Raw genomic sequence first — 24,803 nt, forward strand, 5'->3', positions numbered from 1 at the left:
AGAGGTGTAGAAGAGACAGGTCGCTGTCGATCCAGGACTGACGGTCCCGGTCGGCCCGGGACCGTCAGTCCTGGATCGACAGCGACAGCGCCATCGGTGCCGCCCCGCGGTTCAGTGTCTCGGCCGCCGCCCGCAGCCGGTGCGCGTACTCGACCGGGAGCGAGAGCGCCAGACAGCCCACCGTGGAGCCCGCCGTCAGAGGGACCGCCGCGCAGACCGTCCCCACCGCGTACTCCTGGAGATCGAGCACGGGAACCGTCGGCGGCCGGCTGTCCAGCCGGGAGAACAGCAGACGCTCGCTGGTGATCGTCCGGGAGGTGAAACGGGCGATCTTGTGGCGGGCCAGATGCTCCCGGCGGCCGTTGCGGTCGAGCTGTGTCAGCAGGCACTTGCCGATCGCGCTCGCGTGGGCCGTGGAGCGGAAGTCGACCCATTCGTTGACCGCGGGCGTCAGCGGGCCGTCGGCGACCTGGGTGATCCTGATCTCGCCGTCGATGTAGCGGCTGAGATAGACGGCCGCGCCCACGGAGTCGCGCAGCTCGTCGAGCGACTCCTGGAGCCTGGTCTCCAGGGCCTGCCGCCGGGCGGGACCCGAGCCGAGCAGCGCCAGCGAGTCGCCGGTCACATAGGCGCCGTCCGCGAGCCGCTCCACATATCCCTCGCGCCGCAGCATCGAGAGCAGCGAGGCGAGATGCCCGCTCGGCAGCCCGCTCTCCCGGGCGATCTGGACATCGGTCACTCCGGCACCGCCGTACTTGGACACGGCCTCCAGAACGCGCAGGACGTACCGCACCGAGTGGAACGGCGCGGTCGGCTCCGGCTTCAACGCCACGGTTCCGCCCTCCTCAAGTCCCGCCTCACGTCGTGTCAGGCTGTGACCGCAAGCTCACGCTTTCCCGCTCACCACGATAGCCGCGAAGAGCCCTGTACGGGCCGCCTGTTGACCACTGGGAACGCTCGGGAGTTCACAGCACCGCCCCGAGGAACTCGCGCGTCCGTTCCTGCTCCGGCGCCGAGAGGATTCTCTCCGGCGGCCCGGACTCGATGACCGTGCCGGAATCGAACATCAGAACCTCGTCGGAGATGTCCCGGGCGAAGTTCATCTCATGGGTCACACAGAGCATCGTGATGTCCGTGGTGCGGGCGACGTCCCGCAGTACGTCCAGCACGCCGGCGACCAGTTCCGGATCGAGCGCCGAGGTCACCTCGTCCAGCAGCAGGATCCGCGGCCGCATCGCGAGCGCGCGGGCGATCGCCACCCGCTGCTGCTGGCCGCCCGAGAGCTGGGCCGGCCTCGTCTCGCAGCGGTCGCCGAGACCCACCAGGTCGAGCAGCTCACGGCCGCGCTCGCGTGCCTCGTCCCGGCTCAGACCCAGCACCCTGACCGGCGCCTCGGTCACATTGCGCAGCACGCTCATGTTCGGGAAGAGGTTGAACTGCTGAAAGACCATGCCGATGTCCCTGCGTATCGCGCGGACCTGTTTGCGGTCGGCGGGAAAGAGCCGGTCGCCATGGACGGTGATAGTGCCCTCGTCCGGCTGGACCAGGGTCATCAGCATCCGCAAAATCGTGGTCTTGCCGGAGCCGGACGGACCGATCAGGGTGACGTGCTTCCCCGGCCTCACGGAGAAACAGAGATTGTCGAGAACGGTGTTGCTCCCGAATCTCTTGGTGACCTTGTCGAAACGGATCAGTTCATCGGCGGTGGCGGGAAAGGTCTGCGAAGGGTCAGTGGACAAGACGGCGCTCCAGGGCTCGCATCAGCAAAGATGCCGGACAGGCGATGAGAACGAAGGCGATACCGACCACGGTCAGCGGTTCGGTGTACTGGAAGGTGGACGCGCTCTCCAGCCGGGACTGCTGGAGCATCTCCAGCACGCTGATCCCGGCGAGCAGCGGTGTGTCCTTCAGCATCGAGATGACGTAATTCCCGAGCGCGGGCACGATCCTGCGGATCGCCTGCGGCAGGATCACCGCCGTCCAGGTCCTGCCGACCGGCAGACTGAGCGCCGTGGCCGCCTCCCACTGTCCGGCCGGCACCGCGTCGATCCCGGCCCGGTAGACCTGTGCCGTGTACGTCGAGTAGTGCAGCCCGATCGCGATGGTCCCGGTGGTGAGTCCGGAGAACTGCACGCCCCACTCGGGCAGGACGAAGAAGAAGAAAAAGAGCTGCACCAGCAGTGGGGTGTTCCGGATGAATTCGGTGACGGCATGGACCGGCCACCGTACGAGACGTGTTCCCGCGCGGAATCCGATCGCCCAGACCAGACCGAGCGTGAACGAGAGCAGCGAGCCGAGCACCAGCACCCGCAGGGTGAGAATCAGCCCGTCCCGGAACCGAGGCATGAAGTCCACGACCGCGGACCAGTCCCAGCCGTTCACCGGGCACCTCCCGGTGTGGCGACGACGCCCGCTCCGGCCCTGGTCTTCCGTTCCAGCGTCCGCATTCCACGGGTGAGGGCAAAGGCGAGCACGAAATAGATCACCAGCGTCACCGAATAGATCCGCGCGCTTTCCTGGGTGGCCAGCCGCACCAGATAGGCGGCGAACGACACATCGGCCACACCGAGCAGGGAGACCAGCGCGGTGCCCTTCAGCAGTTCCACGAGCAGATTGGAGAACGGCGGGATCATCTCCGGTACCGCCTGCGGCAGCAGGACCAGCCGCAGCCGCTGCCAGGAGGTGAAGTTCAGCGCGACCGCCGCCTCGCGCTGCGCCGGAGCCACCGAGTTGAGCGCGCCGCGCACGACCTCGGCGCCGTACGCCCCGTAGGACAGTCCCAGCGCCAGCACCGCCGCCCACATCGGGACGAGCGCCCAGCCGAACAGGCTCGGCATCACGAAGAAGAGCCAGAACATCAGCACGAGTGCCGAGGTGCCACGGAAGATCTCGGTGTAGAGGCCCGCCAGAAAGCGGACCGGGCGCGCGCGACGGGTACGGGCCGTTCCCACGGCGAAGGCGACGACGGTGGCGAGCGCGGCGCTGTACAGCGTGAGTTGCACGGTGATCCAGATGCCGGGAAGCATCCACTGTGTCCAGAGGCCGGCTGTCATGCGCACAGCTCCTCTGCCGTCAGTGTGGTCATCTCCGTCTCGGTGAAGCCGAACGGCCGCAGAACACGGAACAGTTCGCCGCTCCTCCTCATCCGGTGGATCTCGGTGTTGACGGCGTCACGGAGATCCGTGTCGGTGGGCCGGAAGGCGAAACCCCCGCCGTCGACCTTCTTCTTTCCGTCCACGACCGGGGCGAACGGCTCGGTCGCCTCGGCCTTGCGGCTCTTCCTCACCACGCTCCGGCCGGTGAGCGCCGTGCCCGCGAAGACATCGACACGGCCGGACTCGACGGCGTTCAGCCCGGCCACCGGGTCCTGGAGAATGACGATCTCCTTCTCCGGAACTCCGGCGGACACCGCGTAATCGATCTCCGCGTAGCCGGTGCCGGTGGCGAATCTCGCTCCGGTGCGCACCACATCCTGGTACGAGCGCAGCCCTTTGGGATTTCCCCTGGGCACGATGAACGCGTCGAGCATCTGGTATTCGGGATCGGCGAAGACGACCTGGGCGCACCGCTCCTTGTTGATGTACATCCCGGCCGAGACCACGTCGAACTGCTGGGAGTTCAGCCCGGGAATCAGCGAGGAGAAATCGGTGGCCACCGGCTGTACGCCCGCGACCCCGAGACGTTTGAAGATCACCTTGGCGAGTTCCACCGCCTCGCCCGTGAAGTCGCCCTCCTCGTCGATGAATCCGTACGGCGCCTCTCCCGCGATTCCCAGGCGCACGGTGCCCTGCGACCTCAGCCGGGCGAGGGTGTCACCGGAGGGAATCCGGCCGCATCCGGCGCCGCCGATCACACCGGCGGCGCCCAGCACAGCCGTACCCAGCAACAGGGAACGGCGTCGCAGGGGCGGCCGCTCCTTCGCCGCCGTCGTTCTTCTCTTCGCCGTCCTCTCCGTCTTCGGCTTCTTCTCTTCTGTCTCCGGTGGTGGGGCCATGGCGGCGCGGCTACCCGGCCTCATTCGGATCATGCGTTCTTGACTCGCTCGGCCGGACGAGGACCATGGGGACATGACCGACCGATTTGTGACTGTGTCGCTGGACAAGCGCGGGGTCGAGTGCACCGCGAAACTCCTGGATGACCGGGCCCCGGTCACCTGCGCGGCGGTATGGGAGGCGCTGCCGCTGGGCTCGGACGTCTATCACGCGAAATACGCCCGCAATGAGATCTACGCGCTGTTCCCGGCCTTCGCCGCCGAGGAGCCACCGCTGGAGAATCCGACCGTCACCCCCATTCCCGGCGACCTCTGCTATTTCACTTTCTCCGAGACGGAGCTGGGCACCTCGTCGTACGGCTATGACGAGCGGGCCGTGCGCGGACGCCGTACGGTCGTGGATCTGGCCCTCTTCTACGAGCGCAACAATCTGCTGATCAACGGCGACACGGGGTGGATCCCAGGCATCGTCTGGGGCTCGGTGGTGGACGGCCTGGACCGGATGGCCGGGGCCTGCCAGGACCTGTGGCGGGCGGGCGCCGTCGGCGAGACGCTCAGCTTCCGCCGGGCATAGCGCCTCTCACCCGGCAGACCGCCCCGGTGCGGGGATCCGTGCCGCGCCCGACTCGTACAGCGCGTGGGCCGCGCGCATGACCAGTGCGTCCTGGTGCCGGGCGGCCACGATCTGCACTCCGATCGGCAGCCCGTTCGCGTCCACTCCGCACGGCACGCTCGCGGCGGGCTGCTGCGTCAGATTGAACGGGTACGTGAATGGCGTCCAGCCTGTCCAGCGGCGCACGCCCGAGCGCGCCGGCGTCTCCGCGCCCGCCTCGAACGCGGTGATCGGCAGCGCCGGTGTGACCAGCAGGTCGTACGACTCGTGGAACCGGCCCAGCCGCCGTCCCAGCTCCATCCGCGCGTCCACCGCCGCCAGATAGTCCAGCGCGCTGTAGCGCGCGCCGATCGCGCAGATCTCGCGCAGCCCGGGATCGAGAAGGCGCCGCTGGTCCTGGTTGAGCGGCTGCACCAGCCGGGCCGCGCCGCCGAACCACAGCGTGTGGAAGGCCTCCACCGGATCGGTGATGTCCGGATCGGCCTCCTCGATGTACGCGCCCAGCTCGGCGAGCCGGCCCACCGCGTTCCGTACGGCGGAGGCCACCGCGGGCTGCACGGCGACCTGGCCGCCGAACGACGCGGAGTACGCGATCCGCAGCCCGTGCACACCGTCCGCCAGCGAGTCGCTCAGGGCCGGAGCGGGCGCGAGCTGCGACCAGTCGCGCGGGTCCGGGCCGCTGATCACATCCAGCAGCAGCGCGGCGTCCGCGGCGTCCCTGGTCATCGGCCCGGCGTGGGCGAGCGTGCCGAACGGGCTGGACGGATAGACCGGCACCCGTCCGTACGTCGGTTTGAGCCCGAAGATCCCGCAGAAGGAGGCCGGGATACGGATCGAGCCGCCGCCGTCCGTACCGATCGACAGCGGGGCCGCGCCCAGTGCCACCGCCGCCGCGCTGCCACCGCTGGATCCGCCCGCCGTACGGGAGTGGTCGTACGGATTCCGGGTCACCCCGGACAGCGGCGAGTCCGTGACGCCCTTCCAGCCGAACTCCGGTGTGGTCGTCTTGCCGACGAGAACCGCGCCGTGCTCCCGCATCCGCGCGACGGCCGGCGCGTCCTCGTCCCAGCGGCCCTCGGGCCGTACGGTCCTCGAACCGCGCAGGGTCGGGCCGCCGCGCTGGAGGAAGATGTCCTTCACCGAGACCGGCACACCGTCGAGCAGCCCCTGCGGCTCCTTCCTGCGCCACCGTCCCGCCGACTCCTCCGCCTGGGCGAGCGCCGACTCGGCGTCCACCCGGACGAAGGCGTTGACCAGCGGCTGGACCGTCCCGATCCGCTCCAGCACCGCACGGACCGCCTCGACGGGCGAGAACTCGCCCTGTTCGTAGCCGGCGAGGAGCTGCCGCGCGGTGAGACCCGCGAGACCGGAGGGCCCCGACGGATCGGCGGGGACGTGCGGGGCTCGCGGGGCGTCCGGCTCGGTCCGGTGCGTGTGATCAGTCATGCATGGGGACGTACCCACGTTTCTTGTCCACCACGTGAGGGAGCGGCTTTCCGGCGGCCCAAAGTTCATACAATTCCACGAACTGTGCGCCCAGGCGGTCGCGCCAGCCGACCGTGTCACCGCTCATGTGCGGGGAGACGATCAGTCCGGGCACGTCCCACAGCGGGCTCTCCGGGTCCAGCGGCTCCTGCTCGAAGACGTCGAGCGCCGCGCCCGCGATCCACCGCCGGGACACCGCGGCGATCAGATCGCCCTCCACGACGAGCTGCCCGCGTCCCACATTGATGAAGCGCGCGGAGGGCTGCATCAGCCCGAAGAGCCGCGCGTCGAACATCCCGCGGGTCGCGTCCGTCAGCGGGGCCGCGGCGATCACCCAGTCGGCCCGGGTCAGCAGCCGGTCGAGCTGCTCGGGGCCGTGCACCCCGGGACGCGCCCTGCGGCCGGTGACCGCCACCGTCACCCCCAGTTTCCGCAGCGTCTGTGCCACGGCCCGGCCGATCGGGCCCGCGCCGATCACGACGGCCCTGCTGTCCGCGACCTGGAGCGCCTCACGGTGGCGCCAGCGGCGCTGCCGCTGGAGCTCCAGCGTGCCGGGAAGGTCCTTCGCCATGGCGAGCACCAGTCCGGCGACATATTCGGCGATGGGTTCCTCGAAAATTCCCCGCGCATTGGTCACGACCGTGTCGGAATCGATCAGCTCGGGGCAGAGCAGCCGGTCCACACCCGCGCTCGCGGTATGCACCCAGCGAGGTCGCGGGCCCTTTCCCGGCCATGCGTTCCTTACGGCGTCGGAGGTGAAATCCCACACCAGCAGAACGTCGGCGAGCGGGAGTTGGGACGCGAGGCCGTCCTCGTCCGAGTGGCGGATACGCGCCTTGCCGGTGAGCCGGCCGAGACGTGGCGGAGGATCCGCGTCCAGAACGAGGAGCGTGGGTGCTGGCATGGCGAAGCCCTTCTGCCGGAACCGGTCGGCGGGTCTGCGGGCGGGTCTGACGGGGCGGTTGATTTCCGCCGGGGAAAATCCGTGCAACGTCTGAGATGTGCGGATTGACCACGCTTGCACCTGGCTCTTACCGTCGTCAATAACAGGCTAAGGGGGCCCGTCTTGCACGTCTCCTTTCTGGGTGGACCGCAACCACAGCGTGGAGTGGGTGTGGTCGCCCCTTTCGATTTCGCCCTTGATCGCGAATTGTGGCGCTGGGTGCCCGACGACATCTCGCTGCGCGTGACCAGGACGCCCTATGTCCCCGTCGAGGTCTCCCTGGATCTGGCCAGGCTGGTCAGCGAGCACGAGACGCTCGGTGAGGCCGTACGGGCACTCGGCGCGTCCGAGCCGGAAGTGATCGCGTACGCCTGCACCTCGGGCAGTTTCGTCGGCGGACCGGCCGGTGAGCGTGCCATGTGCGAGGCGATGACCCGGGCGGGCGAGGTGCCCTCGCTCACCACGACGGGAGCCCTGATCGAGGCCCTGGAGGAGCTGGGCGCCGGCAGGATCGCGCTGGTCACGCCCTATACGGAGTCGGTCACCCAGGCGCTGGAGGACTATCTGGCGGAAGTGGGGGTAACGGTGACTGGGCGCGCCTTTCTGGGGCTGACGCGGCACATTTGGAAGGTGCCCTATCGCTCGGTCGTGGACATGGCGCGCGAGGCCGTCGTCGGGTCGGCGGACGCGCTCTTCATCAGCTGCACGAATCTGCCGACGTACGACGCGATTCCGCAGTTGGAGGCGGAGCTGCGGATGCCCGTGCTGTCCGCCAACCAGGTGACGATGTGGGCGGCGCTGCGCAGGCTCGGGGCGCACGCGGTCGGCCCGTACCAAAGGCTGCTGCTCGACCGCCGCGAGGCGGGAGAGGCACACCGCGCACAGGACGCGCGGGGAGCGCTGGACGCCCGGGACACGGGCGAGACGTACGAGCCGAGTGGGCCGAGTGGGACAGGAGAGGTGCCGGAGGTGCGGGGAGTGCGGGAGGAGCAGGAGGCGCGGGACGTCTCGACGGTCCTGCCCGCCCTGCCGCCGCCACCTCCCACCGCCCCGGCGCTGCCCTCCGTACCGCCGGTGCCCTCGGTCTCCGCGGCCCCGCCCGCCGCCCCGGTCGCGCCGGCACGGCCCATACCGCCCATACCGTCGATACAGGCCCTTCCGCCGGTGGTGCCGAGGGGACCGGTCGCCCCGATCGGACCGATGGGGCCTGTACCACCCCCCTCATCCGTGGAGCCGCTGCCCGAACCGTCCCCCGAGTCCCTTCCGGAGCCGCTGCCTGATGAGTGATGAGTAAGGAAGGCTGGACATGACCACCGTCGGATTCCTCTATCCCGGACACTCCGCCGAGGACGACTATCCACGCATGGAGGCGCTGTTCGGCATCGACATCCGGCTGGCCGTCGTCCACACCGACATCGGTGAGGACGCCCACCGCGTCGACGCGCTGATCGAGATGGGCTCGGCGGACCGGCTCGCCGAAGGCGTGGCGGAGCTCCGGCTGGCGGGTGCCCAGTCCGTGGTCTGGGCCTGTACGAGCGGGAGCTTCGTGTACGGGTGGGAGGGCGCCCACGAGCAGACACGCACCCTGGCCAGGGCGGCCGGGCTGCCGGCGTCGAGCACGTCGTTCGCCTTCGCCCACGCCGTACGGGAGCTGGGTGTGGAGCGGGTCGCCGTCGCGGCCACCTATCCCGAGGACGTCACCGGCTACTTCACCGCCTTCCTCAAGTCGGCCGGGACCGAGGTGGTCGCGGACCGGGCCAGCGGGATCATCACGGCGGCGGAGGTCGGCACCTGGGGACAGGAGCGGGTGCTGGAGCTGGCCCGCGCGGGCGACCATCCCGACGCACAGGCCGTCCTGCTCCCGGACACGGCCCTGCACACGGCGGCGTACGTGCCCGAGCTGGAGGAGGCGCTCGGCAAGCCGGTCCTGACCGCGAACCAGGTGTCGGTCTGGGAAGGGCTGCGGCTGGCGCAGCGCAGGGTGTGGGCACCGCGGCTCGGCACGCTGTTCGCGAGCCGGGAGTAGCGGACGCCGCCCGAGCGGGACGGACAGCCGGCGGGCGCGAGAACGCCGGGGTACCAGAACGCCGGAGCGTGAGAATCCCGGGCCACCCCGGGGCGCGAGACCGCTGGGCCCCCGGGGCGCGAGCCCCCGGGCAGGAATAACCGGAGAGCCCCTCCTGTTGCAGCCCTTCTGTACGCGTGTACGCACTTCCGCGCAGAAGGGCCAGACCGGTGGACGACCACGACACGAGCCGAGGCACGACGGACGCGATTCGGGGTACGGCACAGGGCACGGCCCCTGTGCCCCTCTCCGTACTGGACCTGGTCACGGTGGGCAAGGGCTCCACCGCCGCCGAGTCGCTCCGTACGAGCGTCGCGCTGGCGCGGCTCGCCGAGAGCAGGGGCTACCACCGGCACTGGGTCGCCGAGCACCACTCCATGCCGGGCGTCGCGTCCTCGTCGCCCGCCGTGATCCTCGCCCATCTCGCCGCCCACACCGAGCGCATCAGGCTCGGCTCGGGCGGTGTGATGCTGCCCAACCACGCGCCGCTGGTGATCGCCGAGCAGTTCGGCACGCTGGAGGCGCTCGCTCCCGGGCGGGTCGACGTGGGTCTCGGACGCGCGCCGGGCACCGACGGGGCGACGGCGGCGGCGCTGCGCCGCACCGACGGGCTGCGCGAGGGCGCCGACGACTTTCCGCAGCAGCTCACCGAGCTGACCCGGTTCCTGGACGACGACTTCCCCGACGGCCACCCGTACTCCCGTATCCACGCCGTCCCCGGACCGGTTCAGGGACCCGGCGCCCGTCCGCCGATCTGGCTGCTCGGCTCGTCCGGCTTCAGCGCGCGGCTGGCCGGTGTCCTGGGACTGCCCTTCGCCTTCGCCCACCACTTCTCGGCGCAGAACACGATCCCGGCGCTCGATCTCTACCGCGAGAGCTTCCGCCCCTCCGAGGTGCTGGACGCTCCGTACGCCCTGATCGGGGTCGCGGCCATGGCCTGTGACGACGAGGGCGAGGCCCGCCGCCAGGTGCTCACCGGCGCCCTCTCGATGGTCCGGCTGCGCACCGGCCGGCCGGGGCTCGTGCCGACGCCGGAGGAGGCCGAGGCGTACCGGTTCAGCTCGTTGGAGCAGGAGTTCGTGAACACCTGGCTCACCAATATCGTCCATGGCACGCCGGACGCGGTACGGGACGGTCTCGACGACCTCCAGAAGCGCACGGGCGCCGACGAGTTGATGATCACCGCCAATGCCCACAGCGGCGGGGCGCGGCTGCGCAGCTACGAACTCATCGCGGACGCCTACGCCTTGCCCGTCTGATCCTTCGCCCGTCCGATCCTCTGCTCGTCCGACCTCCTCCTGTCCGGCCGCGCGCCGTTCGGTGACGAGCGTCACACTCCCTTCGCGTACGTCACACTCCGAGACCTCCGGGCCTCTCGGGACGGGACACAGGGAGCGCGAACGGGAGGAGTGACCATGTCCGACGCGGCGGCGGGGCCGGCCGAGCCGGTGCGGGCGGCGGCCGAGACGGCCGGTGAGACGGCGACGCGGGTCTTTCTCGACCATCGCGAGCTGCTCTTCTCCCTCGTCTACAACATGCTCGGCAGCGTCGCGGACACCGAGGACGTGCTCCAGGACGCCTGGCTGGCCTGGTCGGCCAGGAACCAGGACCCGGCCGCGCCGCCGGTCAGTCCTTCCGCGGGCCCGCCGCGATCATCTCCGCGATCCGTTCCGGCGCCACCGGGCGGGAGAAGAGCCAGCCCTGGCCCGTGTCACAGCCGATCCGCTGGAGCCGGGCGGCCTGGCCGGAGGTCTCCACGCACTCGGCGGTCACCGTCAGCCCGAGCCGGTGGGCGAGCTGGACCAGCGCCTCGACGATGGTCTCGTCCGCCGGGTTCGGATGGACGCCCTCGTCGTACCGGAAGCCACGGACGAACGAGCCGTCCAGTTTGAGCACCGAGACCGGCAGCCTGCTCAGATACGCGAGATTCGAGTAGCCGGTCCCGAAGTCGTCGATGGCGATCCGTACGCCCATGTCGCTCAGCGCCTGAAGCGCCTGGAGGGGCCGGCCCGCCGAGCCCATCACCGCGGACTCCGTCAGCTCCAGTTGCAGCAGATTCGGCGCGAGTCCGGTCTCCGCCAGGATCTCGGCCACATCCGCGACCAGATCGGAATCCCAGACCTGGCGTACGGCGACATTGACGCTGACGAAGAGCGGCCGGGCGTGCGGATGGCCGAGCTGCCACTCCCTGGCCTGACGGCAGGCCGTCCGCAGCACCCACCGCCCGAGCTGCACGATCGAGCCGTCCTCCTCCGCGATTCCGATGAACCGATTCGGCGTGAGTGTCCCGAATTGCGGATGGTTCCAGCGCACCAGCGCCTCCACACCGCGCACGACTCCGTCGGCCATCCCGACCAGCGGCTGGTACTGGAGCACGAATTCCTCGCGCTCGACCGCGGGACGCAGTCCGGAGGTCAGCGCCTGCCGGGTCATCCGGTGGGCGTTGCGCTCCGGGTCGAAGAGGGTCCAGCGGGCCTTGCCGTCGGCCTTCGCCCAGTACAGCGTGGTGTCGGCGGCCTGCATCAGACCGGTCGGAGTGGTGCCTTCGACGGCCCGCTCCACGACACCGATCGAGGCCGAGACCGAGAGCCGCTGCCCGGCCAGATCGAAAGGGCGCTGGAGCGCGGTGAGTACGGAGCGGGCGAGATCGGCGAGCTGTTCCGTGCCGATGGAGTCCTCGACCAGGATCGCGAACTCGTCGCCGCCGAGCCGGGCGACCAGATGGCCGCCGCTGCGCGTGTATCCGTCCTGGTCGGCGCATTCGGTCAGACGGGTGGCGACGGCGGCGAGCAGCCGGTCGCCGATGCGGTGGCCGAGGGTGTCGTTGACGGCCTTGAAGCCGTCGAGATCGAGGTAGCACAGACCGATCCGCCCTGTTCTGCCATCGCCTCTGGCGTCCGCGTAGGGGCCCCGGGCATAGGCTCCGGCGTCGTACGTCCCGCCCGCCCCGCCGCCGTGGGCGGCCGACGCCGAGGTCTCCAGCGCGGAGGCGAGCCGTTCGAAGAACAGTGTGCGGTTGGGCAGCCGGGTCACCGGATCGTGCATCTGGAGATGGCGCAGCCGCGCCTGGAGCTCGCGCCGGTCGCTGATGTCCGCGATCGACAGCAGCGCGGTGCCGCTCTCCGGTACGGGCGCGACGGTGACCTCGGCCCAGAGCGTCCGTCCGTCCGAGTGCTTGAGACGGCGTGTGCAGCGGAAGCGGGCGCGGCGGCTGTCCAGCACCGCGCGATAGGCGTGCCAGGTGCGGCCGTCCGAGGCGAGATCGACGAGATCGGCGGCGGACTGGTCGAAGAGCGCGGCGGGCTGGGTGCCGAGGAGGGCGCCGAGCGCGTCGTTGGCGCTGATGACGGTGCCCTCGTTGTCGAGGACGGCCATGGCGAGCTGGGCGGCGTGGAACGCGGCGCGGTAGTCGCGTTCGTCCACGGCCGTGTCGCCGACTCTGCCGATGGGATGACGCTCCGTGACCGAATCCTCGGTCGGTTCATGGACCGCCTCACCGGCCGGAGGCCAGTCGCCGCCGTGCGCGGCGACCGCCGCACGGTGCTGCCCGTGCGGTCCTTGCGGCCCTTCGGAGGTTCCGCTCACGGCTCGCTCCCGCGGTGCAGTCGTGTCGTACAGAGTCGTACCGAGTGGTCGGGACGGCCGGCCAGGGAAAGTGTGCCGATCATAGAGGGAGGCCGGGCGGCCGTTCCAGCTCCGGTGGGCGGAACCGGAGCGTCACGCGCCGGCGGCCCGCCCCCGGGCGATCGTTTCTGCCTGCCTGTGGCCCGGTCGGCCCAGTCCTGAGGCCCTGTGACTTTCCGTGACCCGTCGGGGTGTCGGACAGAACGCGTGACGCTCCTCACCCGTGTGGGGCAGCGGAACAGGGCGTATCGCCATAAAACGGCACAGTGTGGGTGAGGTATCCCCTAACCGGAGCCGGAGGTCGATGTGGAGCGTCCGCAGCCATCGGCGGGGGTGGACCGGCTCCGCCCGCGCAGGACCGCAGCCGCCCTCATCTCCCTGATGGCACTCGCCGCCATGGCGCTGGTCACCGGGCCCGCGGCGGACGCGGTCGCCGAAGGGCCCTGTGCGCTGACCCGGACCTCCGCCCACCACTCCCTCGGTCTCGACACCTGGAACGGCTCCTATCCGCGCCCGGACCGCCCGCTCGACGCGGTGATGGTCTTTCTCTCCTTCCCGGACTCCAGGAAGCTGCCCGATCCGGCGGAGCTGGCGGCCGATCACTTCCCGGCCACCAGCCGCTTCTACGAGCAGGCCTCGTACGGGAAGTTCACGCTGCGGGCGCATCCGAAGCTCCAGTGGGCGCGGATGCCGCACGCCTCCACCGCGTACGGGATGCGGCGTGACTGGGAGCCGGCGCGGCGCACCGCCTATCTGCGGGACGCGCTGACCGCCGCCGATCCGCTGGTCGACTTCTCGCGCTTCGACGTCGTCTATCTGGTCGCCGACCCGGAGGCCCCCGGAGTCGACTCCGACGCCACGAAGGTGGTCAACTTCGAGCAGCCGATGAAGGCGGACGGTACGGAGATCAAGCGCATCGTCACCGTCTTCGAACGCCATCCCCCGGACCGCAATGTGCTGGCCCACGAGACCGGGCATGTCTTCGATCTGCCCGATCTCTACCACCGGCCCGTGGACGGCAAGGGCGACTGGGACACCTATGTCGGCGACTGGGACGTGATGGGCAGCCAGTTCGGGATGTCGCCGGATCTCTTCGGCTGGCACAAGTGGAAGCTGGGCTGGCTGGACCGGAGCCAGGTGCGGTGTGTGGGATCGACGGGTACGAGCCTGCTCAGCCTGGAGCCGATCGCCGCCGCGCCGACGGTGGCGGGCAGCACGGGGACGCGGCTGGCGGTCGTCAGGACCGGTGACAACTCCGCCCTGGTCATCGAGGCGCGCGCGGCGACCGGCAACGATCTCCACACGTGCAGCGAGGGCGTGCTGATCTACCGGGTGCGCGGCGGTACCGCCTCGGGCGGCGGCCCGGTCGAGGTGGTGGACACCCATCCGCACAGCCAGGCGTGCTGGGACCAGTCGGTGTACCCGCCGCTCGCGGACGCTCCGCTGGGGGTCGGTGAGACGTTCACGGTGCCGGGGGAGCGGACGAAGGTGGAGGTGGCGGACCGTACGGCCGGAGGCGTCTGGACGGTGAAGATCACACCGCGCTCGTGAGCGGAGGACGAAGAGACCCCTCACTCTCGCGAGGGGTCTCTTCCGTCGGTGCGCCGCCAGGGACTCGAACCCCGGACCCGCTGATTAAGAGTCAGCTGCTCTAACCAACTGAGCTAGCGGCGCCTGCTGACGTCGTAGACCTTAGCACCAGGATCGGCGGGAGGAAAAATCGATATACGCGGCGCCGCCCGGGGGGCGCGTCCGGGCCGTTTTCGCGCCGTTTCCGGTGGTCAGGTGCGGGTCGCTGCGGGCCGGGAGGCCGTCAGGAGCACGACTGGGGCAGTCGCTCCGCCGAGGTGGCCGGCCGGGGCCGGGGTATGGGCCCGCTCCCGGCGCGGGCGGTGCCCGCCGTCGCGCGGGCCGCCCGTACACAGGCCCAGAGCAGGACCTCGGGTCCCGGGAGCCAGGGATGGCGGGTGTCGGGAGCGACCACCCAGCGCGGTCCCGAGACGGCGCCGGGCGTGAGCGGCGGTACGGTCACGGCGTCGCCCACGCCGTGGCAGAACAGCGGCGGCGGGGCCTGCGCCGGTCCTTCGGCCCCTGTGCCGCCCCACTCCTCCCAGGACAGCAGGGCGGGCAGCCGCTGGGCGGTGCCGGGCGCGGCGAAGAGGAGCGTACGGCCGCGGTGCGCGGCGACCGGCCCGGAGCCGGGCCCCTCGGACCACAGCCGCTCCAGCATCCGCCGGCCGAAGACCCAGGGGACGTTCACCACGTCGAAGACGGAGCCGCAGGACAGCACGCCGGGAGCGGTCGGCCGGGCCGCCCAGTGCGAGAGCGTGGAGCGGGGATACGGTCCGGAGGAGGCGAGCCAGTCCGCGCCGGCCTGCGTGATCCGGGCGGTGTGCCGACGGCCCTCGTCGCGGAGGAGGGCGAAGACGTCGAGGCGTCGCTCGTCGTCGCCCGTGCCGGGACTCAGCGGGGATTCATCTCGTAACCATGCGCTCATGACAGTCAGGTCTACCGGCAGTAACGCCCTCGCTCCGGAGAGTTCGGGGAAACCGGGACAGCGGCACCCGGCGAGGAGTAGCCTGCCCCCCGGCATATGCCGGGGGGATGCATGAGCCCCCGCCGCCACTTCGGACGCCCGGGCCGCTCGGGACGCGGACGCGGCCTCGCACCCGGCTCACAGGCCGGCCGTATGCGGGAACGGCGTGCTACTCGCCCGCCAGACCTTCGCCGCGCAGCAGATCGCGGCCGAACTCGACCATCTTCCTGGCATAGTCCTCGGTCCACTCCGCGCGGCGCGCGATGTCCTCGGTCGTGAGCCGGTCGAAGCGGCGCGGATCGGCGAGCTGCGCGGCGGCCACCGCCTGGAACTCGACCGCCCGGTCGGTGGCCGCACGGAACGCGAGAGTCAGCTCGGTCGCTCTGGCCAGCAGCTCCGCGGGGTCGTCGAGGGACTCCAGATCGAAGAAGTGCTCGGGGTCGGCGACCGCCTCCGAGGGCTCGAAGAGCAGCGGTGCGGGCCGTAGCCGCCGCTCGCTCCGCTCGGGATCCGGCATCTCGTTCCTCCTGCTCGTACGTGTCCAGGCCCTGCGACCACCGTCCATTCTCCCGCCCACCGCAAGGGGGCCTCCGGCACGGGGTGTCATCAGGCGTACAACGGGGGCCGGCGGGGCCCCTGGCCCGGTGTCCGTCGCCGTACGCCGATGGCTCACGGCCGCCAGCTCACCTTGTGCTCCGACAGGTGGGACAGGACCGCGTGGTTCGCCTCCCAGCCGTCCGGGAACTTGACCGTCACTCCGAGCTGGACCGGCTCGGTGGACGGGTGCTCGTCGAGGAGTTCGGCCACGCCCGCGCGGCAGACCACCACACAGGCGTGGCGGTGGCGGGAGGCGAGGACACAGAGGCGGCCGGTCTCCAGATGGAACGCCGTGGCGTCGGGGCGGCCGGAGAGCGGGTGGAGGACGACGGTGACATCGAACTCGCGGCCCTGGAGACGGTTCGCGGTGTCCACGGCCACGCCCGTCACCCCCAGCTCCGCGAGGGCGGCCCGGACCGCCGCCGCCTGGTCGCGGTGGGCCGTGCCGACCGCGATCCGGTCGGCGGTCACCGGCACCGGGCCCGGGGAGCGCTCGCTGGTGGCCACGCCTCCGCGGTCCAGCAGTCTGCGGACGACCAGGGCCACGGCCCGCACCGCCTCGGGGTCCGTGCGGGGCGTGCGCCGGGCGGGCAGCTCCAGCAGTCCCCAGCCCGACTCCGCCGCCTCGTCCAGCACCCGGTCGGGGCCCGAGCCGTCGGACGCGACTCCGAAGGTCAGCCGGCGGTCCCCGTGGCCCGTACCGCTGCGGAACGGGGTGTACGGATAGAACGCGCCCGACACCAGCGGCGCGGCCGACGCGGGCAGCCGCCAGGAGACGGGCAGCCGGTGCTGGGGCAGCTCCGGGTTGTGCGCCAGCAGCGTGGTGACCGCGCTCGCCGACGGGTCGTACGACAGCCCCGCCCACTGGTCGGCGCCCACCACGCTGAACGGGTCGAGCTGGCCCGGATCGCCGACGAACAGCGCGCGCTCGAAGAGCCCGGCGACGGCGAGCAGCGCGTCGGAGCGCATCTGGTAGGCCTCGTCGACGATGGCGTGCCGCCAGGGCTCGACGCCCTGGACGTGCGCCCACTTCGCGGCGGTCGAGATGACGATGTCGAGGCCCGCCAGCTCGGCCGCCTTCGCGGACTTGCGGACGTTCGGCAGCTCGTCCAGCGCCTTGTCGTACGGGTCAGGATCATTGCTGTGCAGCCGGCCGACCGGCAGCCCGGGATCCTTCTCGGCGAGCCGGACGACCAGATCGTCCACCTGGGCGTTCGTCTGCGCGATCACCATCAACGGGCGTCCGGCCGCGGCCAGTTCCCGCGCGGCCCGTACGACGAGCGTCGACTTGCCCGCGCCGGGTGGCGAGTCGACGACAACACCGCGGTGGGCGGCGCCCAGGGTGTCCCGCAGGATCGCGTCGGTGGCCCGGGCGGCGGCGGCGCCCGGGTCGAAGGCGGACCGGACGGCGGAGGACGGGAGGCCGGCGGCCGGGACGGCGGAGGAGGAGTCCGGCGCGGGGCGGGACGCGGGCGGCGCGGTCATCGGGCGGCTCCTGGGAAGCGGGGTGCGGTGCGGATGCGGCTGTGGTGGGTCGCCGAGCGGCGCGCGGGGCGGGTCACAGGAAGTCCTCCTCGGTCACCGGGTCCGGAGCCTGCCGCGGCGCGTCCGGGCCCGCCTCGGCCGTTCCTTCCCTGACCGGGGGGCCGCCGTGGGTCCAGGGCGTCTCCTCCGGGTCGGGCAGCTTCGGCCCGCCGCGCTGATCGTGCTCGAAGAGCGTCCAGGAGATCCGGTCGCCCTTCTCCGGCACGGACCCGGGCGCGGGCTCCTTGCTCCGGCCCATCCGGTCGGTCAGCCGCAGCACGAGCGTGCCGTCCTCGTCGGTGCCGGTGCCGGTGCCGGTCCCTGTCCCGGTGCCGGTCCCGGCCTCGTCCTCGTCCGCCGGTCCGTCCCCGTACCGTACGAACTCCGCCGACTGCGGCTTGCCGTCCAGCGAGCGGAACACCTTCGTGCGCTCGCCGAGATGCGGCCGGTCGTCGGTGCGGACCGTGATCAGCGGACGGGGGCTCGGGCGTTTGCCCTCGCTGTAGGCCATCACCACTTCCGTCACCTCCCCGACGAACGCCTCGCCCGACAGCCTGTGTCCCGCGAGCACCAGCGGATCGTCCAGCGCCTCCGCCGCCGCCAGTTGTGCCAGCGCCGTCTCGCGCGAGGCCAGCTTCTGCGCCGCGGTCACGGCGTCGTCGCGCCGGGGCTGCGGCGGCTCACCGGCGCGCACACGGTCGCGATGGCCGGTGAACGACCAGCGGTCGCGCGTCCAGCGCTCCTCCACCCGTGCGCCTTCGGGCAGTTGACGCAGCAGGTCGAGGCCGTGCCACACCGCGTCCCAGGTCGGCCGCATCACGCCGAGGAGCAGTGCGCGGATGTGCCGCTCCGCGGCCGTGAGCCTGGCGAGCCGCTCCTCCGCGTCCGCTCCGTCCTCGGCCGCGCCCAGCTCCTGACGCGCCCGGTCGTACCGCTCGATCGCGGGCGCCAGCAGTCTGTTGTCGAACGCCGGATCCGTCGCGGGACCGGCCGGCGGGCACGCGAGCTGTCCGTCCCTGTCACGCTCCAGCTCCGCCAGGAGCGCGGCCTCGGCACCCGACAGCGTTCCCGGCGGATCGATCCAGGCGAGCAGCGCGCCGAGATGCTGGTCCTCCAGGCCGGACTGACCGGTCGCCCAGTGGCGATTGAGCAGATCGGTCGTGGCGAGCAGCAGCGAGGAGCCCGGCACGCGGGCGCGCTCGCCGTAGTGCGTCAGCCAGCGGCCGAGCAGCGGTACGCGCGGCGGCGCGGGATACGGCGTCTCCGGGTCCTCCTCGGCGGTGCGCCGGAACCGCATCGACCGTCCCAGCAGCCGTACGAAATCGATGCCCGGCCGGCTCGGCACGACCAACTGCGGTGCGTCCACGCACAGTTCCACCTCGACCTTGACCCGCTTCCCGGTCTCCGGGTCGGTCTCGTTGCGCTCGGCGGGCTCGATCACATCGGTGTACGCGTCGATGTACGGCAGCACGGCCTCGGCCAGCTCGCCGAGGAACGCGAACCGCAGATCGCGGTCGCGCGGCTGCGCGACGGTCAGCAGCCGCGGCGCGTCCCGGTCCGTCCCGACGAGCGCGCCGAGCGGTGCGCCCGCCTCGCCCGCGGTGGTCAACGGCACGAGGACGAGCGGCCGTTCGGAGATCCGCCGGTGCCGGACGGTGGCGAGCGGCCGGGCCCGCCCGCTCGCCACGGCCTCCAGCCGGGCGAGCGTACTGATCAGCGACATCAGCCCTCCGTCTCCGCACCGCCCGCGACGGCCCGGTCGGCGGCCACGGCGCGATCGGCCATTGCCCGGCCCGCGACGGCCTGTTCGGTGACCGCCCGATCCGCGCCCGCCAGTGCCTCCGCCCTCAGCGTCGCCGCCCTGCGGAGCGCCGCGACCGTCGGGTCGTCCGGATCGCCCGTGTCACCGTGGGCCGCCGACAGCACCGCCGCGACCGTCGTCAGCGCGCCCAGTTCGCCCCGTACGCTCCGGCCCAGCGCCTCCACCGCGCCGCGCTCCCGCGCGCGGGAGCGGCAGTGGAAGGCCAGCTCGCAGGCCGCGAGGCACTCGGGCGCGTAGGCGGCGGAGACGGCGTCGACCGCGCTCGTGAGCTGGGCGCCCGAGCAGCGCTCCAGATTGAAGGTGGTGCCCTCGGGGAGCGTGTCCGCGATGTCCTCGATCCTGGTCAGCCGGGCGAGCTGACGGCGCGTCACCGACAACTGCTTCCGTATGTCCACGACGGACGCCGTCGGCAGATTGGAGAAGTCCTTCGGGCAGACCAGCAGCACCTGATGGCCGACCTCCGCGCCCTCCGTACGGACCGCGACCCGCTCCAGGGCCAGTGCGTACACCGCGGCCTGGCGCGCCGCCGCGCCCACCTTCGAGGCGTCCGCCGAACCGTCGATCATCGGGAAGGACTTGATCTCCACGACCGTCCACCGGCCGTCGGGCCGCACCACCACCGCGTCCGGCTCCAGATACGCGGGCGAGCCCGCCACTTCGAGGGCCAGCAGCGGATGGTCGAGCAGTGCCCAGGCACCGGCCGCCGTGGCCTCGCGCAGCGCCAGTGCCGTACGCGCCGTGCGCCCCTCGGGGCCCGCCGCCGACAGATCGGGGACCGAGACCTCACCGGGCGCGGGCGGCACCGCCTGCCCGCCGAGCCGGTCCGCCAGCAGCCGCATCAGTTCCGTACCGCCGTCGGCCTTGACCTTCGCCTCGAAGGCGTTTCCGCGCATGAAAGCGAACTGGGACTGCCCGAACGGCGCGGGCGAGCCGAGTGCCTCGGCGAGCGCACCCTTGTCGACACCGGCGCCGTCCAGCAGGGCGCGCCGACGGCAGCCGGGGTTCGCCGCGAGGGCGGCCAGCGCGCGGGCGTCGAGCGGATGCGGCGGCACAGCGGGGCCGCGCAGCTCAGCGAGCCGTCGCCGGAGTGTCGTCTGCGGAGGAGGTGCCGGAGGTGCTGCTACGGGTCCGCCGCCCAGGGAATCGCTCACCCGCGGAAGTCTCGCATCCACCGCTGACAATCGGGGATGCGCGGGGCCGCGGGGCGGGCACGGCGGTTGGCCGGGCCGCCGGCACTGCGGTGGGAACGGCGGGCGGCAGGGCGGCCGGCACCGGTCCGGGGCGGGCCGTCAGCGCCGTCCGTATCCGGTCCGCCGCCCGGATCGCGGGCCCTGTCAGCAGCGCCCCCACCGCCATCACCAGCGCACCCGCGACCGCGTCCAGGAAGTAGTGGTTCGCCGTCCCCATCACCACCACCGTGATGACGACGGGATAGAGGGCGCCCAGCCACCGCACCAGCGGCGTACGGGCGTGCCGCCACAGCAGCACGCCGCACCACAGCGCCCAGCCGACATGCAGGCTCGGCATCGCGGCGAACTGGTTGGTCATCTCGCCCAGACCGCGCGGCGCGCTCGCCTCGTCGCCCCACCAGCCGTACCCGCTGTACTGCGCCATGGTGTCGACAAAGCCGTGACGGACGTGCAGCAGCCGGGGCGGGCAGGTGGGGAGCAGGGTGAAGCCGACCAGGCTGAGCAGCGTGGCCAGCGTGAGCCAGGTCCGCGCGCTCCGGTAGAGCGCTGAGCGGCGGCGGAAGATCCAGACGAGTACGGCCGGTGTGACCAGGTAGTGGAGCGAGGCGTAGACGAAGTCGGCGGGTACGGCGAGGGCCGGAGTGGCCGTGAAGAGCCGGTTGAGCGGATGCTCGGCGTTCAGGAAGAGCGCCTTCTCGAACCGGAGGATCGCCAGCCCGTGCCCGACGGCCTCCGATCCGTCGTCACGGGCCAGCAGCCGGCCCGCCGAGTACGCGGAGTAGATCAGGACGACGAGTGTGAGCTCCGCCCACCAGCGGGGCCGGGCGCCCGGCGGCCGGACGTCCGGCTGACGCGAAGCGCCGACGCGGGCGCTGGCTCTGGCGCGGGCGGCGGCGCTGTCTGGCATACGGGCGGTCTCCATCGTCATTTCATGCGCTTTTCGGCCTGCGTTCAACCGTACGGCGTACGTCTCCCCATTCCTCGATCGGATGATTCTCCGAACTTCCATTCGGTGAAATCGAGGCCAACGGAGAGAGGGACGCCCGTGTCCCCCTGGAGGTTGCCCTTCGTTCAAATACGCGATGATGGAGAGGCACCGGTTGTGAACTTCAGGGAGAAGCCCCCATGGCATCGCGCATCCTTCTCGCCCGGCACGGCCAGACGGCCTGGTCGCTCTCCGGCCGTCATACGGGCAGGACGGACATACCTCTGCTGGACGAAGGCCGCCAGGGCGCGAAGCTGCTGGGCGAGCGGCTGCACCGGGCGCCCTGGTCGGGCCTCGCCGACGTGGAGATACGGACCAGCCCGCTGCTGCGCGCGAGCGAGACCTGCGCACTGGCGGGCTTCGGCGACCGGGCCGAGGAGTGGGACGCGCTGATGGAGTTCGACTACGGCGCGTACGAGGGCATGACACCGGCCGAGATCAAGTCGGCCCGGCCCGACTGGTTCATCTGGCGCGACGGCGTCCCCGACGGCGAGAGCCTGGCGGAGGTCTCGGCCCGCGCGGACGAGGCCGTGGCCTGGGCGCGCTCGGCCGATCGCGATGTGCTGGTCTTCGCCCACGGCCACATCCTGCGCGCGATAGGCGCGCGCTGGCTGGGTGAGGACATCTCGTTCGCGGCGCGTATCCGGCTGGATCCGACGTCGGTGTCGGTGCTCGGCTGGGCGTACGGACTTCCGGCGATCGAGGTCTGGAACGACACGGCACACCTGGCGGACTGACGCGGCGAGGACGGCCGAGGGCAGCCGAACGTACGGCGACGGCGACGAGGACGGGGGCAGGGGGGACGGGAGCAGGGGCGCGTGCCCGTCACCCGCTACTGGTCACCGGTTACTCGTCACCGTTATGGTCACTCGTCACTACGCGCGGGCTTTCGCCGAGGTGTGGCGGTCCAGGAAGGCGCCCACCTCCGGCAGCCGTCGCTGCGGCAGCAGCGCCCGGGCCGTGGTCGCGAGTCGTGTCTGGATGCGGGACGACTGGACACCGTCCAGCAGATCCAGCGCCTGGGCACCCGCCACCGCCGCCGCGTCCGGCGAGCCCGCGCGGGCCAGGTCGGTGGACAGCTCCGCGCGGTAGAGGGCGAGATTGCGCGCGAAGTGCGGATCCTGGAGGGCCGTGGCGCGGTACGCGTGCCGCGCCGCCCGGGCCCAGTCGCCCAGCGCCTCGTGGCAGAGGGCCTGCTGCGACTCCAGCTCGGGTTCGCCGAAGAAGGACATCCATTCGGGATCCGCGTCCGAGGGCCCGCGGTCGAAGAGGCGGTGCGCCAGGGACAGCGCCCGCTCACAGTTCGTACGGTCGCCGAGCCCGGCCCAGCCGCCCGCCTCGCGCAGGGCGAGCAGTGACAGCAGCCGCGGCGAGGCGAGGTGCGCGGCGGCGCGCGCGCCCGCCTGCGCGGCGCGCACGGCCTCACGGCACCGGCCCGCATCCCTGGCCAGGAAGGACATGTTGCAGAAGGCGTGCGCCTCCAGCGCGGGATCGGCCGCGACCCGTGCGGTCGCCAGCGCCTCCGCGTAGTGCGAGCGCGCGTCCTCGAACCGGCCGGAGTCATGGGCGAGCCACCCCACCGAGACCGACAGCTCGCCCGCGCCCGAGTGCAGCCGGTCGGCGGTGGTCTGCCGGGCGGCCGAGCCCGCGTCGAGCAGGGCGTACGCGGCGCGCAGCGGCCGGGCGGCCTGCCGGTAGAGCCCGTCGGCGCCATGGCGGTCGTCCAGCAGGCGGATCCGCCGTACGGCGTCCTCGACGGCGGCCACCTCGCTCTCGCCGGCCCGTCGCGGGGCGGGCACGGCCGCGGCGGGCGCACCGCCGAGACCGAGGGACGCGGCCATCACCGTGACGGGGCCGCTCGTCATGAATGCGCGACGCAGCACATCGCCCTCCTCGCTGGTGTCGCGGGCATCACTCGTGGCGCGGGCGGTACGGGCGGCGGTACCGGCCGGGCCGGTGTCGCGGACGGGCGCCGGCGGCGGTGGCAAGGGTGGGGGCGGTGGTGGTGCCGGCGGCGGATCCGCCGTGATCCGGGCCGCCCTGCCGCGTACCTCCTCCCGCGCGCGGAAGCCCAGGTCCTTGAGCGTCAGCCCGGGGAACATGTGCAGGAAGACCCGTTCGTAGGCGTAGTTGGGGCAGCGGATCTCACCCGCCTCCACCCGTCCGACATAGCGCGCGTCGCAGGCGACATGTTCACCGATCTCCCGGGCGGCCCTGCGTACGGCGGCGGCGAACTCCGCCGGCGAGCGCTGAGCGCGCAGCACGCGGAAGGCGTGGTTGGGAACTGCCCGGGACGACGCCATGACCGAGCCCTCTCCTGGTACAGCCGTTGGAGCCGCCGGTTTTCCCCGGCACTTCCGTCCGGCACTTCCGGCGGAGCAAGAACGTACCGGTTGTGATGGGTCGTGCACACAGGGTTTGCGCACAAAGTGAGCATTTCGCCCACGATCTGCTATGAACTGCCATCCTTTGCGGCGGCGTGCCGCCGTAGCCGTTGACGCGCTCGGGCGTTGTACCCCCTGGAGACGCTCAGGGCGTCTGCGCTCGACGAGGAGGGGTTCCCTTGTTGGAGTCTCAGCACACGAACGGCCAGGAGTTGGGCACGCGTTCCGGGGACGCGGGGGAGCCCTGCGACCTGGTGACCGTTCCGGCCCGGCAGGGGCTCGAAGCGGTGGACATTCTGCGCCGCGGGAGCGCGCCCGCGGTGGGGCCCGTGCTCCATGACGCTCCCTGCGACACCCTCGGCTTCCTGGTGCCGCCGGGCACCGCGGCGGGCTGGGACATGCCGGGCAGCGCGTGTACGCAGACCCATGGACGCGGTCTGTATCTCCTGGCGGAACCACCGGTAACGGGCTCGAACTGGCTGCTGCCGCCCGACACCACGGGCCCGGTCACGGATCCCGAGGTGCTCAGGGAAGCCCTGGGCCAGGCGGCACGCCTGATCGAAGCGGTGGACAGATGCCGCTAGGGTCGGCTCACCGAAACGCCCGGGCCCCGCACGGCCGCCGGCGAGTGAGCCGAGGGGCCGGGCACGGTCGGCCGTCGGCGGTGGCACAGAGCGCCCGGAGGCGGACCGAGCCCGCAAAATAGACTGGCCCCGTGGCGAGAAACAGGCGTGGTGCGGCAGGTGCGGCGGCGGTCGTGGTGGAGGCCGTCGACGGGGGAAGCGCCGAGCTGATACCCGACCGGGAGCGGCCACGCGCCTGGTCGCTGCTGATCGACGGAGCTCCGCAGTCCCATGTCGATCTGGACGACCCCGCCCGGCTCTCCTTCGCGTACCAGCGCAGACTCGGTCATGTCGCCGATCTCGTGGCACCCGCGGGCCGCCCTCTCCAGGTCGTGCACCTCGGTGGCGGCGCCTTCACCCTCGCCCGTTATGTCGCCGCCACCCGCCCGCGCTCCACCCAGCAGATCGTGGAGGTCGACGC

At 71.8% G+C, this 24,803-nt stretch carries 22 protein-coding genes, 1 tRNA gene and 2 pseudogenes; 9 read left to right on the forward strand and 16 right to left on the reverse strand.

Annotated features, from left to right (window positions below; translation table 11 throughout):
- Window positions 1–64: 64 nt before the first annotated feature.
- The 5 genes from BFF77_RS09715 to ehuB form a co-directional block, all read right to left on the reverse strand.
- Complete coding sequence (locus tag BFF77_RS09715) at window positions 65–832, reverse strand: IclR family transcriptional regulator (protein WP_066946427.1); 768 nt, start codon at window positions 830–832, stop codon at window positions 65–67.
- Window positions 833–965: 133 nt separating this feature from the next.
- Window positions 966–1,739 carry an amino acid ABC transporter ATP-binding protein gene (locus BFF77_RS09720; protein WP_066946430.1) on the reverse strand — a complete coding sequence of 258 codons (774 nt, stop codon included), beginning with the start codon at window positions 1,737–1,739 and terminating at the stop codon, window positions 966–968.
- Entirely contained in the window at window positions 1,729–2,346 is a 618-nt protein-coding gene (gene ehuD / locus BFF77_RS09725; RefSeq protein ID WP_066946473.1) for an ectoine/hydroxyectoine ABC transporter permease subunit EhuD, read from the reverse strand. The genes BFF77_RS09720 and ehuD overlap by 11 nt, the downstream gene beginning before the upstream one ends.
- 32 nt (window positions 2,347–2,378) lie before the next feature.
- On the reverse strand, window positions 2,379–3,053 hold the full coding sequence (gene ehuC, locus BFF77_RS09730; RefSeq protein ID WP_066946433.1) for an ectoine/hydroxyectoine ABC transporter permease subunit EhuC: 675 nt from the start codon (window positions 3,051–3,053) through the stop codon (window positions 2,379–2,381).
- Entirely contained in the window at window positions 3,050–3,994 is a 945-nt protein-coding gene (ehuB, locus tag BFF77_RS09735; RefSeq protein WP_079124981.1) for an ectoine/hydroxyectoine ABC transporter substrate-binding protein EhuB, read from the reverse strand. Before ehuB ends, ehuC begins: the two co-directional genes overlap by 4 nt.
- Window positions 3,995–4,067: 73 nt before the next feature.
- Here ehuB and BFF77_RS09740 point away from each other — a divergent pair, with 73 nt between their 5' ends.
- Window positions 4,068–4,565, forward strand: coding sequence for a DUF3830 family protein (locus BFF77_RS09740; RefSeq protein ID WP_066946435.1), 498 nt, complete (start codon window positions 4,068–4,070; stop codon window positions 4,563–4,565).
- Window positions 4,566–4,571: 6 nt separating this feature from the next.
- Here BFF77_RS09740 and BFF77_RS09745 read toward each other — a convergent pair whose 3' ends face one another.
- Together BFF77_RS09745 and BFF77_RS09750 are read right to left on the reverse strand one after the other, a co-directional pair.
- Entirely contained in the window at window positions 4,572–6,050 is a 1,479-nt protein-coding gene (locus BFF77_RS09745; protein WP_066946438.1) for an amidase, read from the reverse strand.
- A complete protein-coding gene (locus tag BFF77_RS09750; RefSeq protein ID WP_066946443.1) occupies window positions 6,043–6,993 on the reverse strand; it encodes a D-2-hydroxyacid dehydrogenase in 951 nt (316 codons plus the stop codon). The genes BFF77_RS09745 and BFF77_RS09750 overlap by 8 nt, the downstream gene beginning before the upstream one ends.
- A gap of 162 nt (window positions 6,994–7,155) precedes the next feature.
- On the opposite strand from BFF77_RS09750, the pseudogene BFF77_RS36720 reads away from it, so the two are divergent.
- The 4 genes and pseudogenes from BFF77_RS36720 to BFF77_RS33030 all read left to right on the forward strand — a co-directional run.
- Window positions 7,156–7,878 (forward strand): annotated as a pseudogene (locus BFF77_RS36720) (maleate cis-trans isomerase family protein); the annotation flags it as partial.
- Window positions 7,879–8,338: 460 nt separating this feature from the next.
- Window positions 8,339–9,058 carry a maleate cis-trans isomerase family protein gene (locus BFF77_RS09760; RefSeq protein WP_066946446.1) on the forward strand — a complete coding sequence of 240 codons (720 nt, stop codon included), beginning with the start codon at window positions 8,339–8,341 and terminating at the stop codon, window positions 9,056–9,058.
- A 209-nt stretch (window positions 9,059–9,267) separates the two neighbouring features.
- Window positions 9,268–10,356 (forward strand): LLM class flavin-dependent oxidoreductase, encoded by a 1,089-nt coding sequence (locus BFF77_RS09765; RefSeq protein ID WP_066946449.1) that lies wholly within the window; start codon window positions 9,268–9,270, stop codon window positions 10,354–10,356.
- A 156-nt stretch (window positions 10,357–10,512) separates the two neighbouring features.
- Window positions 10,513–10,698, forward strand: a pseudogene (locus BFF77_RS33030) (sigma factor); the annotation flags it as partial.
- Window positions 10,699–10,723: 25 nt separating this feature from the next.
- On the opposite strand, the gene BFF77_RS09770 reads toward BFF77_RS33030, so the two are convergent.
- On the reverse strand, window positions 10,724–12,682 hold the full coding sequence (locus BFF77_RS09770; RefSeq protein ID WP_066946451.1) for a putative bifunctional diguanylate cyclase/phosphodiesterase: 1,959 nt from the start codon (window positions 12,680–12,682) through the stop codon (window positions 10,724–10,726).
- Between the two features lie 345 nt (window positions 12,683–13,027).
- Between BFF77_RS09770 and BFF77_RS09775 the strand changes: the two genes are divergently transcribed.
- Window positions 13,028–14,272, forward strand: a complete 1,245-nt coding sequence (locus BFF77_RS09775; protein ID WP_066946454.1) for a M6 family metalloprotease domain-containing protein — start codon at window positions 13,028–13,030, stop codon at window positions 14,270–14,272.
- Window positions 14,273–14,321: 49 nt separating this feature from the next.
- On the opposite strand, the gene BFF77_RS09780 is transcribed toward BFF77_RS09775, so the two are convergent.
- From BFF77_RS09780 to BFF77_RS09810, 7 genes are all read right to left on the reverse strand, one after another.
- A tRNA-Lys gene (locus BFF77_RS09780) sits at window positions 14,322–14,395 on the reverse strand.
- A gap of 139 nt (window positions 14,396–14,534) precedes the next feature.
- Entirely contained in the window at window positions 14,535–15,218 is a 684-nt protein-coding gene (locus BFF77_RS09785) for a hypothetical protein (RefSeq protein ID WP_066946457.1), read from the reverse strand.
- Between the two features lie 208 nt (window positions 15,219–15,426).
- On the reverse strand, window positions 15,427–15,774 hold the full coding sequence (locus tag BFF77_RS09790) for a hypothetical protein (protein WP_066946460.1): 348 nt from the start codon (window positions 15,772–15,774) through the stop codon (window positions 15,427–15,429).
- Between the two features lie 152 nt (window positions 15,775–15,926).
- On the reverse strand, window positions 15,927–17,339 hold the full coding sequence (locus BFF77_RS09795) for an AAA family ATPase (RefSeq protein WP_245703334.1): 1,413 nt from the start codon (window positions 17,337–17,339) through the stop codon (window positions 15,927–15,929).
- A gap of 73 nt (window positions 17,340–17,412) precedes the next feature.
- Complete coding sequence (locus tag BFF77_RS09800) at window positions 17,413–19,101, reverse strand: hypothetical protein (RefSeq protein ID WP_066946463.1); 1,689 nt, start codon at window positions 19,099–19,101, stop codon at window positions 17,413–17,415.
- On the reverse strand, window positions 19,101–20,351 hold the full coding sequence (locus BFF77_RS09805) for a hypothetical protein (protein ID WP_079124982.1): 1,251 nt from the start codon (window positions 20,349–20,351) through the stop codon (window positions 19,101–19,103). The genes BFF77_RS09800 and BFF77_RS09805 overlap by 1 nt, the downstream gene beginning before the upstream one ends.
- Window positions 20,269–21,297: a phosphatase PAP2 family protein gene (locus tag BFF77_RS09810; RefSeq protein ID WP_107422126.1), complete on the reverse strand. Its 1,029-nt coding sequence runs from the start codon at window positions 21,295–21,297 to the stop codon at window positions 20,269–20,271. Before BFF77_RS09810 ends, BFF77_RS09805 begins: the two co-directional genes overlap by 83 nt.
- A gap of 218 nt (window positions 21,298–21,515) precedes the next feature.
- Between BFF77_RS09810 and BFF77_RS09815 the strand changes: the two genes are divergently transcribed.
- Window positions 21,516–22,112: a histidine phosphatase family protein gene (locus BFF77_RS09815; protein ID WP_066946466.1), complete on the forward strand. Its 597-nt coding sequence runs from the start codon at window positions 21,516–21,518 to the stop codon at window positions 22,110–22,112.
- 138 nt (window positions 22,113–22,250) lie between these two features.
- Here BFF77_RS09815 and BFF77_RS09820 read toward each other — a convergent pair whose 3' ends face one another.
- Window positions 22,251–23,678: an NsdA family TPR-like regulatory protein gene (locus BFF77_RS09820; protein WP_066946469.1), complete on the reverse strand. Its 1,428-nt coding sequence runs from the start codon at window positions 23,676–23,678 to the stop codon at window positions 22,251–22,253.
- 260 nt (window positions 23,679–23,938) lie between these two features.
- On the opposite strand from BFF77_RS09820, the gene BFF77_RS09825 reads away from it, so the two are divergent.
- Both BFF77_RS09825 and BFF77_RS09830 read left to right on the forward strand, forming a co-directional pair.
- Window positions 23,939–24,343, forward strand: a complete 405-nt coding sequence (locus tag BFF77_RS09825; protein WP_425424362.1) for a hypothetical protein — start codon at window positions 23,939–23,941, stop codon at window positions 24,341–24,343.
- A 131-nt stretch (window positions 24,344–24,474) separates the two neighbouring features.
- Window positions 24,475–24,803, forward strand: a 329-nt coding sequence (locus BFF77_RS09830; RefSeq protein ID WP_425424363.1) for a spermidine synthase, incomplete at its 3' end; no start/stop codon positions are given.

This window comes from Streptomyces lushanensis (assembly GCF_001700515.1).
In the GTDB taxonomy this organism is placed as follows: domain Bacteria; phylum Actinomycetota; class Actinomycetes; order Streptomycetales; family Streptomycetaceae; genus Streptomyces; species Streptomyces lushanensis.

Excerpts from the sequence above, each read along its gene's own strand:
- BFF77_RS09750 (WP_066946443.1), bottom strand. The coding sequence starts at position 6,993 with ATGCCAGCACCCACGCTCCTCGTTCTGGACGCGGATCCTCCGCCACGT.
- BFF77_RS09740 (WP_066946435.1), top strand. The coding sequence starts at position 4,068 with ATGACCGACCGATTTGTGACTGTGTCGCTGGACAAGCGCGGGGTCGAG.
- ehuD (WP_066946473.1), bottom strand. The coding sequence starts at position 2,346 with ATGCCTCGGTTCCGGGACGGGCTGATTCTCACCCTGCGGGTGCTGGTG.
- BFF77_RS09815 (WP_066946466.1), top strand. The coding sequence starts at position 21,516 with ATGGCATCGCGCATCCTTCTCGCCCGGCACGGCCAGACGGCCTGGTCG.
- ehuC (WP_066946433.1), bottom strand. The coding sequence starts at position 3,053 with ATGACAGCCGGCCTCTGGACACAGTGGATGCTTCCCGGCATCTGGATC.
- BFF77_RS09745 (WP_066946438.1), bottom strand. The coding sequence starts at position 6,050 with ATGACTGATCACACGCACCGGACCGAGCCGGACGCCCCGCGAGCCCCG.
- ehuB (WP_079124981.1), bottom strand. The coding sequence starts at position 3,994 with ATGGCCCCACCACCGGAGACAGAAGAGAAGAAGCCGAAGACGGAGAGG.
- BFF77_RS09785 (WP_066946457.1), bottom strand. The coding sequence starts at position 15,218 with ATGAGCGCATGGTTACGAGATGAATCCCCGCTGAGTCCCGGCACGGGC.
- BFF77_RS09790 (WP_066946460.1), bottom strand. The coding sequence starts at position 15,774 with ATGCCGGATCCCGAGCGGAGCGAGCGGCGGCTACGGCCCGCACCGCTG.
- BFF77_RS09760 (WP_066946446.1), top strand. The coding sequence starts at position 8,339 with ATGACCACCGTCGGATTCCTCTATCCCGGACACTCCGCCGAGGACGAC.
- BFF77_RS09800 (WP_066946463.1), bottom strand. The coding sequence starts at position 19,101 with ATGTCGCTGATCAGTACGCTCGCCCGGCTGGAGGCCGTGGCGAGCGGG.
- BFF77_RS09810 (WP_107422126.1), bottom strand. The coding sequence starts at position 21,297 with ATGCCAGACAGCGCCGCCGCCCGCGCCAGAGCCAGCGCCCGCGTCGGC.
- BFF77_RS09795 (WP_245703334.1), bottom strand. The coding sequence starts at position 17,339 with ATGACCGCGCCGCCCGCGTCCCGCCCCGCGCCGGACTCCTCCTCCGCC.
- BFF77_RS09820 (WP_066946469.1), bottom strand. The coding sequence starts at position 23,678 with ATGGCGTCGTCCCGGGCAGTTCCCAACCACGCCTTCCGCGTGCTGCGC.